This window comes from Paenibacillus nasutitermitis, assembly GCF_014641075.1.
Lineage (GTDB): Bacteria > Bacillota > Bacilli > Paenibacillales > Paenibacillaceae > Paenibacillus_Z > Paenibacillus_Z nasutitermitis.
On record NZ_BMHP01000009.1, the window covers coordinates 67421 to 82667 of the forward strand.

The following is a 15247-nucleotide window of genomic DNA, read 5'->3' on the forward strand; positions in this document are numbered from 1 at the left end:
CAATAGTAAATCGTGATGATGAGATAGACAATTGATTCAATGAGGAGTTTCAGTGAAGTTTTTTATGACTCCAAAAGGCTTGTTACCAGCATTGGGAGCGGAAGAAACACTTCCGCTTCTTTAGACGTTTGTAAAGTAGGTGGTTTGACTTGACTGGTGAAGGAAGACGGTGAAAAAATCACGGCGTCTTCCTTTTTATTTTTCGCTGTCTCGCATACGCAGTGCATTTTATATAGGGTCGGAAAAGAAGCTGCAAGTTTAGCGGAACACCTTGTACGGCTATTTCTCCAACTCATAGCGGGCCGCGATAATGCCCGAATTGAGCGTTCGGCTGGACAGCAGCTTGAGCCTGATTTTCTCGCCGCCGCCGTCGAATACCGATTTTCCGCCGCCCAGGACGACTGGGCAAATTGTAAGCAGGAACTCGTCGATCAGGCCGAGCTTAAGCAGCGTCTTCGCCGCTCCCGGGCTGCCGAAGATAACGAGATTTTTGCCGGGCTGCTCCTTGAGTACCTTGATTTCCTCTGCGATATTGTCCTTGATCAGCATCGTATTGTTCCATTCCACCTTGTCCATCGTGCCGGAAATGACGATCTTCTTAACATCCTGCACCCATTTGGCATGCTCCATAGCGTGCCTCGACGCATCCGGATTGTCCAGCACCGTGGGCCAGTAGCTCTCCATCATCCGATACGTCGTGCGTCCGTATACGGGAGAGCCGACTTCGGCTACGACCTCCTCGGCGTATTTCTCTAATTCCTCATTGTAAGGAATCCAATTTAGTCCTCCGTTCGAATCCGACGCATACCCGTCCAGCGACATATGCATGAACAATACGAGTTTTCTCATGTCTGTTTCTCCTCCGATTTCGAATTTATTTTGTTCGATGTTTTTGGCCGTTGGCCTGCGTTTCATCCTGCTGCTGACGTTCATTATAATTCATTACGTTACGTAAGGTTCAAGTGGAAATCTGGATTTTTATGAAGACAACACCCCAAGTAAATATAACGTAGTAGGGGAATTTTCAGCTAAATGACTCTAGTTAACTTGATCTCCATCCAATGTACCCAATTCTTTCCGTCGGTCGACAGCTCCCAGCTACCTGTTAACGTAGTGCTATCATCACTAAACATACCTGTGAATCGCTCCGATTTACCCAAAATGGTCCAGGTACTGTCGTGTAGGTTCGCTTGGTATTCACTGATATTGCCATGGTTATCATACGAGCGTGTTGTATAAGTCTGACTGGAAGCATCATAGCCGATGATCTCAATAGCTTTGACCCCCGGGCAAATATTCGTAGGTATCTACTGCTTTCAACTGCGTAGCTGGCCCGGACGGACTAGCTTTAATCAAACCCTCTGTATTCCATTTCCCTACGAAGACATTCAAGCGTGCCATTGCAGGATCAGGTGTAGATTATGCGAAGTTTTTTATATCATAGCATACAACAAATGTTGTAATTTCTTATAGATTGCGTATTTAATTACACAAGATAATCAAAAGCTATATGCCGAAGCTTGATGTTTGTGTCCGTTACAATAAACAGGCAGGAGTTCTTCGTGTCCGCTGAAGTGGGGTATTCGTCAGGTCATAGAATGTTTGAAGCCAGGATTTACAGCGGTAACGTTGCCGTTTGACTTGTCCAGTACGTGTTTTAATAACGTATTTGCCAACTTCCGGGTCAAACAATTTAACCTACTTAAACTTGAGGTCACTTTACTTTTCGATACGTGTAATAGAATGGCCGCCGTAGCGGTGATGCCATATCTTCTGATTAATATCGTCTGGACTTTTGGTCTCTTCATTCCGACCGAGCAAATGGGTGATGCTAGCTGGCGCGCGATCAATGGGGCAACTGCTGTTCCCTCTATGGTCGGCATCCTGCTGGCACGGGCATTCAGCAGGCTTTGGGGTGAACGGCTGCCCATGAAAGTGATCAGATTAAGTGATAATAACAACCGTTCCGTAACGTGACTAAGCTAACGGAATTTTGCTGCAAGGGATGTGTGTTCGTGCTTGTGCAAATGAATGAATTTATTTGTTTTCAGAGTGTATGCATTTGCCCGGAAATTAGATAAAATGAGGCAGACCCGTAAAGGTTACTACTATGATATTGGGGAAGAGATGGCCTTCGCCGCATGAGGCGGATAAAGGGATCGTTTGTGCGTTCACGGCATGGACGGTCCGCGCGAAGCAAAACGGCGGCAGTCGTTTTTTTCTTGAGACAGGGAGAATGATCGTGGACAAACAGCTGGGGACACTTCGAGGATTGCAATTTTGGCTGTATGCGGCGAGCGGTGTAGCGACGCCTTACCTGCCGTTATATTTTGCCGAGAGGGGGTATACTGCCTCTCAAATCGGAGCGATGCTGATGGCCGGGCCATTGATCGCTGTATTCTTCCAGCCCATTTGGGGTTATGTCAGCGACCGGATGCAGACGGTAAAGAAAGTCGTATTTGTGCTGTGGATACTGACGATTCTGTTCAGCATTGGATTGTTTGTTTCGGAAGCTTATGTGATGACGTTTATGTTCATTATTCTGATGTACGTATTCTTCCAGCCTTCTTTTCCGCTGCTTGACAGCGTTACCATTCAGGTGGTAGAGCGAAGAGGGGCCACATACGGGTCCGTTCGTCTGTTCGGTTCACTGGGTTTCACGACGATTGCCGTGGCGGGCGGCTACGTGCTTGAGGCCATGGGCGGGATTCAGAATTTGGGCTATTTGTTCTGGGGAGTTTGGATATTCCCTATCCTGCTGCTATTTCGCCTGAAGGACGAGCCTGTTGATGGGGAGAAGATGACGCTTGGCAGCATAAAGGGGATATTTGGGAACAAGGCGTTCCTGTTATTCCTGCTGCTGGTCTTCCTGATTACGATCCCCCAACGAATGAACGATGCCATGTTCGCCTTGTATATGAGGGAGAATGGCGCATCGGATTCTTTGGTTGGTTGGGGGTTTGCCATCTCTGCGATTGTGGAGCTGCCCGCCTTCTTGCTGCTCAGCCGGTATTTGAAGCGCATTCATGAATTTGTGCTGATCGGTATCGTCGGCATTTTGTATGCCATCCGCTGGCTGCTCTACGCCTGGGCTTCCGAGCCATGGCAGATTCTCCTGCTTCAAGGGGGCGCAGCCGTCACCTTCGCCGTCTTCTGGATCGCCGCCGTGCATTACACCGTGCGCGTGCTTCCCCGGCAGTTGGGCGCAACCGGCCAATCGCTGCTGGCTATGGTATTCCTGGGCCTCGCCGGCATGACAGGCGCCACGATCGGGGGCTGGCTCAACGACAGCTATGGCGGCTCCAGCATGTATTATTTTGCAGCGGCCGTATCGCTAATTGCGGGTGTGGGTTTCTTTGCGGCTGAATATGCGGCGAGGATAAAGCCAGCCCGTATTAAAGAGCGGAATTGGACGCAGACGCCCCGGTGACAGGGAAGGGTGCGCCATGGCGGATGAAGATCAATCGGGGTGAACCGTATCATAAATAGGGCGAAAATTTTTGATAATGCTTATGTTAAGTCTTATTTTTGATATTCGGTTCACTAATTTCCCCCACTACCGTTCAGGTTAGACTGGACGTTTTTTTTTTGGGAGGACCAGGCGGACCAGGAGGACCAGGATTTCCAGGTGGATTTCCCGGACAATTTCCAGGGGGGCACCAGGAGGCGTTCAAGCGCCGACGGCTCCTCCACCGCAATTCGTATCGCAAATGTCGGCTACCACATTTGCCATCGACCCCGGCTGGATCAGACACTGCCTGTTCCGCAACACATACATTTGGCTGAACAATGGCGAGCAATTCTGGTTTTTTCCAGTATTCGTCGGGCGTAATTCTATTGCAGGGTTCAGATGGTTCGGTTTCTCCTGGGCGTACTTCGGCATTGATTTGAATCGGATTCGCTCGTAAGGCAGACAGCGAAAGAGAATAGCCTGCGGGCTGTTCTCTTTGTTGTGTGCTTTTTGTGTTTGCCGCACGTCACGAAAGATCAACGATTATAGACCGTGTTAATGCAGGAATGAGAAAAGAATTGAAAAGGGTTACTGGAATGGCCCTTCAACTCCGCTCAGCCGCTACGCCGCTACAGCCGTAAAGTTAAAAAATACGTTGTAAAAATTCGTGCTCGTAAATCATATTAACCCTTTCCAAAATGTTCCGCGCTTGATCTTTAAATTTTATTTCCGTAACCTGACCTTTCAGCAAAAATACGCCGGTCTCATTATGGTGTTCCCCGAGAGCACCCTCATACAGCTTGCCCGCGCCATGGGTAGGAGGTGAGAAAAACAACTTCATCAACGGTATAACCAATAGGGGCAGTCCGGATTTTTTCCCTTTTCTTAGCGTATTATTGCTACCCGGGTCAACACTGCGGATCTTGATGTCGTCCTTGGCAAGTTGCGACGCGATGGCGTGAGTCCACAGCGAAAGCGCTAGCTTTGAAGTGGCGTAAGGACCAAGCAGCTTGCGGAAGGTTTGGGGGTGCTCTAGAATTTCGATATTAAACTCTTTCGTAAATTTTAGCGCTGAAGATGAGGTATTGATCACCGTCTTTAAGCGACCACTTATTATGAGTTCCTTCAATTCCATCAGAATGATATACGGAACGACCGTCAATAGCTCATAATGCTTTTCGCGTCCTTGTTTCGAAAAGCTTAGCTCAGAAAAGGACCCGCCCGCGTTGTTGAACAAAATATCGATCCGCTGTTCCTTTTCCTTTATCTCTTCCAAAGCCCGTCTCAGGCTGGCATAGTCGGCAAGATCAGCTGTTTTATAAATTCGAAGCCATCCACTCTTAACGGCTTCTTGGATTCTCATATCGTCCGTCGGAAAGTCGGAACGGTTCAAAGCAACCACCTGCCAGTCCTCCGACAGCAATTTGCGGGTTAATTCCAACCCAATCCCGGCGCTTGCGCCCGTAATCAATGCTATATTTTCACGTTGGTTCTTGTTCATAGTACGTCTCCTCCTAATATCGGCATATATACCTGATAGCGCATATTCTATAACTTGGAGTCGACTCCAAGTCAAGGGTCGAAAAAAGTTTTGTTCAAATATAAGAAAGTATGAGTTTCACTGGATACTCTATTCCTTATATTTCCGCTGGAACGGGTGCCGTTTTTGAAGAAAGGATGGCATTACTGGTTCTACTTCTAAGGATAAGAGACTTGACTTGGGGCCAGTACTAAGATGTATAATGCACAGAAAAACAATTTCCGGGAGGGAACAGGATGAGGGAAGAGCAAACTTTTACGATAAAGCAAACCGCTGTGCAAACCGGAATTTCTGAGGATACGATCCGTTATTACGAAAAAATCGCGCTGCTTCCCCGTGCTGACCGGAAGGATAACGGGCATCGCGTCTACCGGCAGGAGAACATCGATACGATTCGGCTGATATCTTGCCTGAAAAAAACGGGAATGCCGCTAGAGGAAATTCGGCCTTTTTTGGCGGTTTCCGCCGATGCCGATCCCGCGGAATATCCCGAACTGGTGGAACACTTAAGAAGCCACCGGGAAGATATCGTCAGCCAAATAGCCTCATTGCAGCAGGTCGTCGATTTTATTGACATGAAGTTGGAGGTGGGGAGATACCGACGGGACTGCTCGGATGAAAGTCAGGTCGGCTTGTCAGAGAAAACGATGGGAGAACCGAAACGAATACCTGTCTCAACCGTTGAGATGAGTTATTTTTCCGTATCGGCCAAAGCGGGCAAGTTATCGTCTTCCGCAAGATAAGCTCGCAATAACAAGGGGGGTACAGCGAAGCTGATCACTTTGGGTTGGATTCAACAACTAATGAAAGATCAAGGGTGGAAAAATGATTGTAGGGGAACTACTTATGATACGGAGAACCTTATCACAAGTAACGGCAAGTTTTTAGGGGAGTTCCCTGCCGAACAATGTGTCGCTGCTCATACGCTATACCGAACACTGGCTGCGCCTGTCCGCATTTGCAGATCTATGCTCCAAATGATCGGCAGCTTTTATTTGTGGCCGTGATTCAACTCGCCTTTGCCATGTTTGTGTTGAAATGGGGCTACCGGGTTCCTATGAATGATTCGGAATGGTCCTTATGAGCAGCTCCTGATTGTTATGATTGCAATTATCCTCCAGCTTGTTAAAGAACGATATTACGATTCCATTTGGTTGACCATCATAATGCTCCTGCTTACTTGTGCAGGCGTTGCGATGGATTTTCGTTTCTCCATATACCGATCCATTTGCGCACTTGACATTATATATCGATGTAACTACAATAGTTTTATTGGGGAGGAGGGAGACCTATGGCCGTTGTAAGTCGGTATACGATAGCACTTCATAGTTTATCGTGGATTGCGATGATGACGAAAGAGAAAGACGAGTTTGTGACTTCGGATCGGATTGCCGCCAGCGTGAATACCAGTCCTGTTTTCATCCGTCGAATATTGGGGCAGCTTCGGAAAGCCCGCTTGGTCATCGTACAGCATGGAGGAACAGAAACAGGCTGGAAACTTGCAAAAGATCCGGATACCATCACACTGCTGGATGTTTATGAAGCGATTGTACAAAAACCGTTGTTTGAGCTCCATCATAGTCCACCCAATCCAAGATGCCTGATTGGAAAGGGAATACAGCCGGCATTAAACGGTATTTTCAGTCAATCTGAAGATGCAATGAAGCAAAGGCTGGCTCAAGTAACCATTTCCGCTCTGTTACAAGAAACGCTCACTCAGACCAGCGTATAAGAGTAATGAGGGGCTATTAAGCGAAGAAACAAAAGGGGCTGGATAGGGTAGATTTTCCGGCGACTCTTTATCGCTTACCAATGTAACCAATTTAGTTCTCTTGATAAGGGTGAACTTTTTGCTTATACATCCATTACTTTGTTATTCAATGTAACTGAATTGATTATATTGAATCAATGAAGTCTTCGAAAGGAGTTCATTTTTATGGGTTTTCGGCTGCTTTTACTGACACTGGGAGGATTCGCCATTGGAATGGAAGGATTTATGATAGCCGGGTTACTTCCTGCGCTTTCTCAGGACTTAAACGTTTCGATATCTACCGCAGGGCAACTTGTTACGGTTTTTTCGATTGTTTATGCGGTCGGTTCGCCGATCTTAACGATGTGGACAGGAAGGGTCGAGAGAAAACGGCTCTTGGCGGGAGCTATGCTTTTATTTGCCGCCGGAAACTTTCTCTGCGGATTGGCAAACATCTATGCTGTTGTTTTCCTGGGGAGGATGATCACGGCAGCTGGTGCAGGGATGTTTTCTCCGGCAGCCGCGGGCGCTGCGTCCGTTCTGGCGCCTCCTGATAAACGCGGCCGTTCGCTATCCATGGTACTGGGGGGTCAGACGATCGCTCTCATTCTTGGGGTTCCTCTAGGGACGTGGATTGCTTATACCCTTGATTGGAGAATGCCATTCTGGATCGTTGGCGTGTTAGCGGTCCTGGCGGCCATTTTCATACACTTGTTTTTTCCAACGATCGATCCGTCTGAGACCGTTTCTTTGAAAAACAGATTATCTTTACTTAAACGTCCTTTGATCCTATCTGCCTTAGTGACGAGTTTAACCTGGGGAATCGGCATTTTCCTCGTCTTTACTTATGTAGCTGATATTTTCGGACAGTTCGGAGCAGCAGGGCAAACGATAACCATTCTTCTCTTTTTTGTAGGGATCGCAAGTTTTGCCGGGGTGAGTTTTGGCGGATATGCTGTTGACCGATTCGGTTCAACACGAACGATCGTACTCAGTCTATTCTTGTTGCTCGGCGCGGTCTCGACTTTATCTTTATTACGCTACATCCATGGTTTCGCAGATCCATTGATCGTCGGAATCACCGCAATGGCTTTATGGGGCTTTAGCGGCTATGCTTTCAATCCTGCCCAACAGCATCGGTTGATTGATTTGTCCGGAAGCATGTCGGGGGTCGTTCTCTCTCTGCACAATTCCTTCATCTATTTGGGAAGCGCGCTCGGAGCATTGTTCGGCGGACTTGGGCTCAAGTATGGATCGGTTAACAATCTTGGATTCTTTTCGGGGGCTGCCGTTCTCTTAGCATTAATCGTTTTTGGAATTAGCTATCGTATATCTAAAACGGAAACCGTTATTAATCGTACGGAAGGAAGGATAGAATGAAGCACATGTAGTGGACATGATTGCTCGTGACATAGGTGGTATGGCACACCTAACATCGGCCCTCTCTTTGCTTCGCGAACCTGCGCGGTCACCTTCTAACCTCACGTACGTTCTTTTCGTTCTGTCCTTGACACCCAATGGCCGGCCTGTCGTGCAAGTCATCCTACACCATCACTTTCTAACAAGGAATAAAAATGATCGCGGTCTTCGTCATCGAATTTACCAAGCATCCGTACCCTGATGAATTCATGTCCGCCATACATGTCTATTTCCTCGCCATACCTATTGTAGAGCGCAATCATATTGCCATCCCGATTCAACTCCATGTACCCGAAGCATTCTGCTTCGGGCGCTTTACCGTAAAGGAGCATAAATCTGATTTTGTCCACTCTGTTCATGCAGACCCTCCTTTTCTGTTTATCCTTTTCGATTGACCTCAAAAGAAATTTTACGTGAAACTGGATGAATTGGAAAAAACGAAATGGCTTCTTATTCTCGAAAATTCATTCCTATTTCGAAACCAGTATTGGGGTTCCCCCGCTTTTTCGCTCATTCACGCATTATTTCTTGACAGGATGAAGTTTGAGGATTATGATAACGTGCCGGTTAACTCAATAAGGTAAATCAATAAAAGGGCGACTTTTCGAAGTGCCTTGGCACCGAATCGTCAGCCTGTCGTGGAGATCATGAAAATAAAAATCCATAAGAACATCAACTAAGGAGCATGCCGCGGCAGCTCCTTTATCTTTTTTTTGCGTGCGTCCGAGGAGCGGGAAAAGGCGGGCAAATGTCCCTCCGGAACTCAATCCCGATCCTTGGTATTTCTTGTTTTTCCAAAGGCATATCGAACATGTTATTATTGGAGAAGCTTTGCGAGGGTAATAGAACACACGCGCGGATCCCGGCTAGGGATGATATCTTTGTACAGTTGAGAAGGAACGCGAAACTTACGGTCAGGAGGCAAAGAAGATGAAGGCAAAGGGACCCTTGATGGGGAAAACATGGTTTTATCGCCTGCTGCTATCTTATATTCCAATCTTTTTTATTGTCATTACCTTCATCTTTTTCGTTTTCTTCCAAATGCTGAGTGAGCAGAACCGCAAGGAGGCGCTCAATGCGAATAAAATGCTATCGCTGCAGGCGATGCGCCTCATCGATACGTCACTCAAAGCCATCGACAACGCGGTGATGCTTGAAATTATCAATAATAAGGTCCTGAACGACTTTTTTAACAGTCCAACGGACGGCGATCCCTATGTCAATATTAATGCCGTTAAAAAAATGAAGGATATGATTACATCCTATCCGTTAATCGATTCCATCTATTGGGTCCGCTATGAGGATCAATTCGTTCTCACGAATGCGACAAGCGATTATGTAAGCAGTTACAATGACCACTTATTCATTACCAGCAACAAAATGTCTTCTTCCAATAAGAAGTGGACGAGCGTGAGAAGTTTCAAGCCGTTCTCGGTCATTAAGGGCAAGCAAGTTGTCAGTCTGGTGAGAGGCGTCCCTTTCATTACGAATGAGAAAGGGCTTGTCGTCATTAATGTATCAACCGAGTCGCTGCGCAAAATGACCGAAGATCTCTACGATCCGAATTTGAGCTTTATCCGGGTGAAGGATGCTTCGGGCAGTGCCTTGTTCACGGATAGCGGAGCGGCGGATACGGCCAAAGTGTATTCCCATTACGTATCAAGCTATTCGGATTGGACTTATGAAAGCGGACTCGTGAACGGCAGGGTCGTTCATTTTATATCCTCCTTGTACAATGTCTGGTTTATGATCGGTCTGGTGATGATAGTCCTGGGCATTGTTTGGATGATCGTTGTGTCCCGGCGAAATACCCGGCCGCTCGAACAGATCGTCTCGCGCCTGCGCGGCTATACGCTGCCGATTCCCGGCAGTCTGGTTACGAAAGGCCGAATCGACGAATTTATCTTTATCGAGTCGGCGCTGGATAACATGATGGAACAGGCAAACCAATTTCAACAGAAGCATAAGGAAGATCTCCATCTGCGTACCCGGCATTTATTCCACAAACTGATTGAGGACAGGCCGGCCCTATCGATTGATCAGTGGAAGAAAGAAGCGGACAGTCTGCAGCTTCCGGCGCCTACGAACCGTCAGGTCATGGCCGTGATCGAGATTGACAAGTATGGAAACTTCTGCGGGGACTATTCGAGCCAGGATCAAATATTACTGAAGTTCGCCCTGCGGACGATGGTCCAGGAGCTGGCAGCGAAATACGATTGCGAGCTGTGGACGGAATGGACTTCGGCCTCGCAGCTGTGCGTCATGGTGTTTGAGCAAAGCGATGACGAAGAGCTCGAACAGCAGCGGACGCTGGAATTATTTGAGAATGTCCGGAGCTGGACACAGCAGTATATGAAATTTTCCGTCACGATTGGAATCGGCCAAACGGCCAACCAACTGGCCGATCTTTCGAAATCATTCAAAGAAGCGATCGAGTCGCTCAAATACAAAATCATGCTCGGTGAAAACGGTGTCATCACGTACAAACAGATTATGAGCCAAGGACAGGCGGAAGTATTCTCGCATCTGAACGCGATTCGCTCTATTGTGCAATCGTTCCGCCTTCTCGAAGAGGATTGGGCTCATAAATACGACGAGCTGTTTCAACAGCTGAATCAAGGACTGCTGAAGAAAGAAGAGATTATGAGCTTGATGAACTATCTGGTCTATTATCTGGGCCGTGAACTGACGGGTTTGAGCAAGGAAGTTCAAGAAATTTGGAACCGGGAAGGGCTGCCGAAGCTGAGTGGATGTATTGACGCCTGCGAATCGCTGGAGCAAATGCGGGAGGAGACACAGCAGCTGTTAACGGATCTTGCCGCTGCTCTGCAGGAGGTTCAAAATAAGCGCCAGCATGCCGTCATGATCAGAGATATGCGAAGGTTGATCGAAGAGCAGTTCGCCAGCCCGAACATGTCCCTTGAGTATTTGAGTGAAAATTACGGTTTGAATGCAAAATACGTCAGCAAGCTGTTTAAGGAAGAAACTGGTCAGAAATTCGTCGACTTCCTGATTCATCTCCGCATGCAGGAAGGGAAACGTCTGCTTGCTGAAGCCCATTTTTCGGTGCAGGAGATTGCGGAGCGCGTCGGGTATACGAGTGCGATCTCATTCAGCCGCGTGTTCAAGAAGATTGTCGGGGTTTCGCCCAGCGAATACCGCGAGGAAGCGGCCAAACGGCCCTCTTAGCACGAAATCGGTTAACTTGTAGAAAACAGTTTGGTCCTGCTGCCAGCCCCGGAATCCTCCGGGGCTGCGTCTTTTTTCAGCTTAAAAGGAAAACGGTTGCATCGCCGATTCTTGTTTATTGCCATATCCGTTCACAGAGGTCTAAACTGGGCATCAGAAAAGCAAAACTACAGCATGGACGAAAGGAGATGAGAACTTGTCAAGTCCGAATGCGGCACCTTCGCCATGGAGAAAGGCCAAACGTCATTGGCAGCTGTATCTGGTCTTATTTTTGCCGCTGGTTTATTTGATCGTCTTTAAGTACGTCCCTATGGCAGGTATCGTCATCGCTTTCAAGGATTACAACGTCATCAAGGGAATGTGGGGCAGTCCCTGGGTGGGGACCAAATATTTCATGCAGTTTTTTGATTCCCCCAATTTCTGGTTGTATATGAAGAACACGCTCGGCATCAGCTTGTATGGTCTGTTGGTCGGCTTCCCTGCGCCCATCCTGCTCGCCCTGGCCTTGAATGAAATCAGGAATGGCTGGTTTAAGAAAAGCGTTCAGCTTGTCACCTACGCGCCTTATTTCATCTCAACGGTCATCATGGTTTCCATTCTGGTCGTGACCCTCTCGCCGAATGTCGGAATCATCAGCAAGTTCTTCTCCTTGCTTGGCATGGAAAATACGAACTTCATGGGTATGCCGAGTTTGTTCAAATCCATTTATGTCTGGTCCGATGTGTGGCAATTTACCGGGTATGGCGCAATCATCTACATCGCCGCTCTCGCCGGAGTTAACCCCGAGCTCTACGAATCAGCCAAAGTGGACGGTGCTTCTCGGTTCCAGAAAATCATCAGCATCGACATTCCGAGCCTGATTCCGGTATCTGTCGTGCTGCTTATTCTGAATCTCGGCAACGTTATGAAGCTCGGCTTCGAGAAAATCTATCTGATGCAAAATCCGCTGAACCTGAGCACGTCGGAGGTCATCTCTACCTATGTGTACAAGGTCGGATTGCTCGGTTCGAGCTTCAGCTTCTCCGCGGCCATCGGTTTCTTCAACTCGATCATCAATCTGATTCTGCTCGTTTCCGTCAACTATATCGCCAAGAAGCTGTCGAGCACCAGCTTGTGGTAGAAAGGAGTCATTATGGATAAAACAACCACCATTCGCGAATCGCAAGGCGACCGGCTGTTTATGTTTGGGATCTATCTGTTCTTGACGGTGGTGCTTCTGGTCGTTCTGATTCCACTGTTGTATATATTAAGCTCTTCATTCAGTTCGCCGCAGGCCGTCGTATCGGGCAAGGTCTGGTTGTTCCCAGTCGATTTCACCCTGGAGGGCTATAAAGCCGTCTTCCGCAATCCGCAAATTCTGATCGGCTATGGGAACTCTATCTTTTATGCGGTGATCGGGACATTGGTTAACGTCACTCTGACTGTTATGCTGGCTTATCCGCTGTCCAAAAAGACATTGTACGGGCGTCATTTAGTTATGGTGCTGCTGGTTATTACCATGCTGTTCGACGGAGGACTTGTTCCGTTCTATCTGGTGGTCAAGAATCTGCATCTGCTGGATACCCGCTGGGCGATGATTGTGCCGGGGGCGCTCGCCGTCTTCCAGGTCATTGTAGCCCGCACCTTCTTTCAAACGACGATTCCCGATGAGCTGGCCGAGGCGGCCGAGCTGGACGGGTGCGGCGATATCCGCTTCATGACAAGAATTGTACTGCCGCTCTCGAAGCCTATTCTGGCCGTCATGACGCTGATGTACGCCGTCGGGCATTGGAATGCGTATTTCGATGCACTCATCTTTTTGCGGTCAGCCGAGCTGTTTCCGCTGCAGATCGTTCTGCGCAACATTCTGATTCTCAATACGATCGATCCGTCAATGGTTTCCGATGTTGATCAGCTTCTGGCCCAGCAGGGACTTAAGGACCTGCTTAAATATTCATTGATTGTCGTTGCCAGCGCACCTGTAATGATCATCTACCCGTTTGTACAGAAGCATTTTGTCAAAGGTGTCATGATCGGATCGTTAAAAGGCTAAGAGGATTGAACTTCATGCGGGAGGTGATGCAGGGCCCGCCGCGCCGGCGCAAACTGCTGCCATTGGAGCATTGATTCATGCGATACTTAATACGATAATTGGAGGAGCGGTACGATGAAAAGAAAAACAAAAACGTTTGCGGTCATGATGGTTATGCTTCTAATTTGTTCGCTGGTGATGAGCGCCTGCAGTTCCGAATCCGGGAATAAATCGGAAGCGGGCGGCAATTCCGGGGATAAGCAGACATCAGACAATACGGGAAGCAGCGAGCTGTTTACCCCTGTCGGTACGTACCCCATTGTATCGAAGCAGATGAAGCTCAAGATGTTTGCTCCCCAATTCGCCAGCATTGAGAACATGGATACGAATGAATTCACGAAGTATGTCGAAGAGAAGACGAATATCGACATTCAGTGGGAGCTTGTACCCGACAATGCATTAAATGACCGCAAGCAGCTTATGCTGGCCAGCGGTGATTACCCGGAGGTGATCCTGCAGGGAGCCCTCACGAAGGAAGAACAGATGAAATACGGGAAGCAGGGCGTCTTCATCCCGCTGAACGACCTGATCGACAAGTATGCGCCGAATTTTAAGAAAGCGCTAACGGATATTCCCTATCTGAAAAGCTCGATTACAGCACCGGACGGCAACATCTACGCACTGCCGCAGATCAACGAATGCTACCACTGCGACTACGCCATGAAGCTGTGGATTAACAAGGAGTGGCTGGATAAGCTTGGATTGTCCGTTCCGACGACAACGGATGAATTCTACACCGTGCTGAAGGCGTTCAAGGAGAAGGACCCGAATGGCAACGGAAAGAAGGATGAAATTCCGCTTACCGGCTCGGATGAAATGTGGGCGGGCAATGTCTCCGCTTTCTTGATGAACGCGTTTATCATGGACGATTATACCGAGAAGAGTAATGGCACGTTCCTGTCTGTAAAGGACGGCAAGGTCGATATGGTTGCCGATAAAGAGGAATGGAAGCAGGGACTGCTGTATCTGAACAAGCTCTATAAGGAAGGGCTGATCGACCCGGCTGCGTTCACGCAAAATGCCGATGCGATTCAGCAGCTCGCCAACCGCGAGCCGGACAATGTCATGGGCGGCTTGACAACGGCATTGATCAGCTACGCGCACAGTCCGGACGACAAGCATCCGAGGCATAAAGAATATGTCACCGTACCGCCGCTCAAGGGACCGAACGGGGTGCAGCAGACGATTTATTTTGCCGGGATCGGCAGTTCCCAGTTCGCCATTACGAACAAGGCAACGGAAGAGCAGCAGATCGCCGCAATCCGGCTGGCCGACTATTTGTATACCGAGGAAGCGATCGTTCTGGAGGAGCACGGTCCCGAAGGCAAGGGCTGGCGCAAAGCGACAGACGGAGAGATGGACATGGACGGCAAGCAGGCGAAATACACGGCTATTATACCCGAGGTGAAGAAAACGACGCATAATGACGGCTGGGAGCAGATCGGCCCGTCACTCCGCACTTATGCATACCGCAATTCATGGACAACTCCGCAGGATCCGCTGGCCGATGATGGATATGGCACCCGGCTGCAGCGGGAATCAGAGAAATACGAGCCGTTCAAATCGAATGAATCCTATCCGAACAGCGTCTTCATCGCGCTGGAGGATGCGGAAGCCGCTGCACAGCTCCAGACGACGATTCGGGACTACATCAAATCCAATATGGCGCAGTTCATTACGGGATCCAAGGATATCGGGAAAGAATGGGATTCTTATGTGAAAGGCTTCGCCGGACTTCAAGTGGATAAATATATGGAGATTTACCAGAATGCTCTTGCCGTAAAATAAATCAATTTGAGGTCCACCGGACTAACAAAAGAAAGCGAG

Annotated in this window: 12 protein-coding genes and 2 pseudogenes; 10 read left to right on the top strand and 4 right to left on the bottom strand. The window is 48.4% G+C overall.

Features of this window, described 5'->3' with window-relative positions:
* Positions 1 to 279: 279 nt before the first annotated feature.
* Both IEY46_RS32175 and IEY46_RS32180 read right to left on the bottom strand, forming a co-directional pair.
* On the bottom strand, positions 280 to 849 hold the full coding sequence (locus tag IEY46_RS32175; protein WP_188999288.1) for a dihydrofolate reductase family protein: 570 nt from the start codon (positions 847 to 849) through the stop codon (positions 280 to 282).
* 708 nt (positions 850 to 1557) lie between these two features.
* Positions 1558 to 1674: pseudogene (locus IEY46_RS32180) on the bottom strand (IS1595 family transposase); the annotation flags it as partial.
* Between the two features lie 84 nt (positions 1675 to 1758).
* Here IEY46_RS32180 and IEY46_RS32185 point away from each other — a divergent pair.
* The 3 genes and pseudogenes from IEY46_RS32185 (at position 1759) to IEY46_RS36635 (ending at position 3908) form a co-directional block, all read left to right on the top strand.
* Complete coding sequence (locus IEY46_RS32185; RefSeq protein ID WP_505814133.1) at positions 1759 to 1977, top strand: hypothetical protein; 219 nt, start codon at positions 1759 to 1761, stop codon at positions 1975 to 1977.
* Between the two features lie 139 nt (positions 1978 to 2116).
* Entirely contained in the window at positions 2117 to 3430 is a 1314-nt protein-coding gene (locus IEY46_RS32190) for an MFS transporter (RefSeq protein WP_229750691.1), read from the top strand.
* Positions 3431 to 3546: 116 nt separating this feature from the next.
* Positions 3547 to 3908: pseudogene (locus IEY46_RS36635) on the top strand (collagen-like protein).
* Positions 3909 to 4094: 186 nt separating this feature from the next.
* Here IEY46_RS36635 and IEY46_RS32200 read toward each other — a convergent pair.
* Positions 4095 to 4952, bottom strand: coding sequence for an SDR family NAD(P)-dependent oxidoreductase (locus IEY46_RS32200; RefSeq protein ID WP_188999294.1), 858 nt, complete (start codon positions 4950 to 4952; stop codon positions 4095 to 4097).
* A 275-nt stretch (positions 4953 to 5227) separates the two neighbouring features.
* On the opposite strand from IEY46_RS32200, the gene IEY46_RS32205 reads away from it, so the two are divergent.
* The 3 genes from IEY46_RS32205 to IEY46_RS32215 all read left to right on the top strand — a co-directional run bounded on the left by IEY46_RS32205 (position 5228) and on the right by IEY46_RS32215 (position 8121).
* The gene (locus IEY46_RS32205) at positions 5228 to 5734 is read left to right on the top strand and encodes a MerR family transcriptional regulator (protein WP_188999297.1); all 507 of its coding nucleotides are present in this window, start codon (positions 5228 to 5230) and stop codon (positions 5732 to 5734) included.
* A gap of 548 nt (positions 5735 to 6282) precedes the next feature.
* A complete protein-coding gene (locus IEY46_RS32210) occupies positions 6283 to 6723 on the top strand; it encodes an Rrf2 family transcriptional regulator (RefSeq protein ID WP_188999300.1) in 441 nt (146 codons plus the stop codon).
* 204 nt (positions 6724 to 6927) lie between these two features.
* Positions 6928 to 8121 carry an MFS transporter gene (locus tag IEY46_RS32215; protein ID WP_188999303.1) on the top strand — a complete coding sequence of 398 codons (1194 nt, stop codon included), beginning with the start codon at positions 6928 to 6930 and terminating at the stop codon, positions 8119 to 8121.
* Positions 8122 to 8279: 158 nt separating this feature from the next.
* On the opposite strand, the gene IEY46_RS32220 is transcribed toward IEY46_RS32215, so the two are convergent.
* Complete coding sequence (locus IEY46_RS32220; protein ID WP_188999305.1) at positions 8280 to 8519, bottom strand: hypothetical protein; 240 nt, start codon at positions 8517 to 8519, stop codon at positions 8280 to 8282.
* A 571-nt stretch (positions 8520 to 9090) separates the two neighbouring features.
* On the opposite strand from IEY46_RS32220, the gene IEY46_RS32225 reads away from it, so the two are divergent.
* The 4 genes from IEY46_RS32225 (at position 9091) to IEY46_RS32240 (ending at position 15208) form a co-directional block, all read left to right on the top strand.
* Positions 9091 to 11349 carry a helix-turn-helix domain-containing protein gene (locus IEY46_RS32225; RefSeq protein WP_229750692.1) on the top strand — a complete coding sequence of 753 codons (2259 nt, stop codon included), beginning with the start codon at positions 9091 to 9093 and terminating at the stop codon, positions 11347 to 11349.
* A 196-nt stretch (positions 11350 to 11545) separates the two neighbouring features.
* Positions 11546 to 12469: an ABC transporter permease gene (locus tag IEY46_RS32230; RefSeq protein WP_188999308.1), complete on the top strand. Its 924-nt coding sequence runs from the start codon at positions 11546 to 11548 to the stop codon at positions 12467 to 12469.
* Positions 12470 to 12481: 12 nt separating this feature from the next.
* Positions 12482 to 13381, top strand: coding sequence for a carbohydrate ABC transporter permease (locus tag IEY46_RS32235; protein WP_188999310.1), 900 nt, complete (start codon positions 12482 to 12484; stop codon positions 13379 to 13381).
* A gap of 114 nt (positions 13382 to 13495) precedes the next feature.
* Positions 13496 to 15208 (top strand): ABC transporter substrate-binding protein, encoded by a 1713-nt coding sequence (locus IEY46_RS32240; RefSeq protein ID WP_188999313.1) that lies wholly within the window; start codon positions 13496 to 13498, stop codon positions 15206 to 15208.
* The last annotated feature ends 39 nt before the right edge of the window (positions 15209 to 15247 follow it).

Coding starts and splice junctions, on each gene's coding strand:
- IEY46_RS32200 (WP_188999294.1), bottom strand. CDS start 4,952: ATGAACAAGAACCAACGTGAAAATATAGCATTGATTACGGGCGCAAGC.
- IEY46_RS32225 (WP_229750692.1), top strand. CDS start 9,091: ATGAAGGCAAAGGGACCCTTGATGGGGAAAACATGGTTTTATCGCCTG.
- IEY46_RS32210 (WP_188999300.1), top strand. CDS start 6,283: ATGGCCGTTGTAAGTCGGTATACGATAGCACTTCATAGTTTATCGTGG.
- IEY46_RS32240 (WP_188999313.1), top strand. CDS start 13,496: ATGAAAAGAAAAACAAAAACGTTTGCGGTCATGATGGTTATGCTTCTA.
- IEY46_RS32175 (WP_188999288.1), bottom strand. CDS start 849: ATGAGAAAACTCGTATTGTTCATGCATATGTCGCTGGACGGGTATGCG.
- IEY46_RS32215 (WP_188999303.1), top strand. CDS start 6,928: ATGGGTTTTCGGCTGCTTTTACTGACACTGGGAGGATTCGCCATTGGA.
- IEY46_RS32235 (WP_188999310.1), top strand. CDS start 12,482: ATGGATAAAACAACCACCATTCGCGAATCGCAAGGCGACCGGCTGTTT.
- IEY46_RS32220 (WP_188999305.1), bottom strand. CDS start 8,519: ATGAACAGAGTGGACAAAATCAGATTTATGCTCCTTTACGGTAAAGCG.
- IEY46_RS32205 (WP_188999297.1), top strand. CDS start 5,228: ATGAGGGAAGAGCAAACTTTTACGATAAAGCAAACCGCTGTGCAAACC.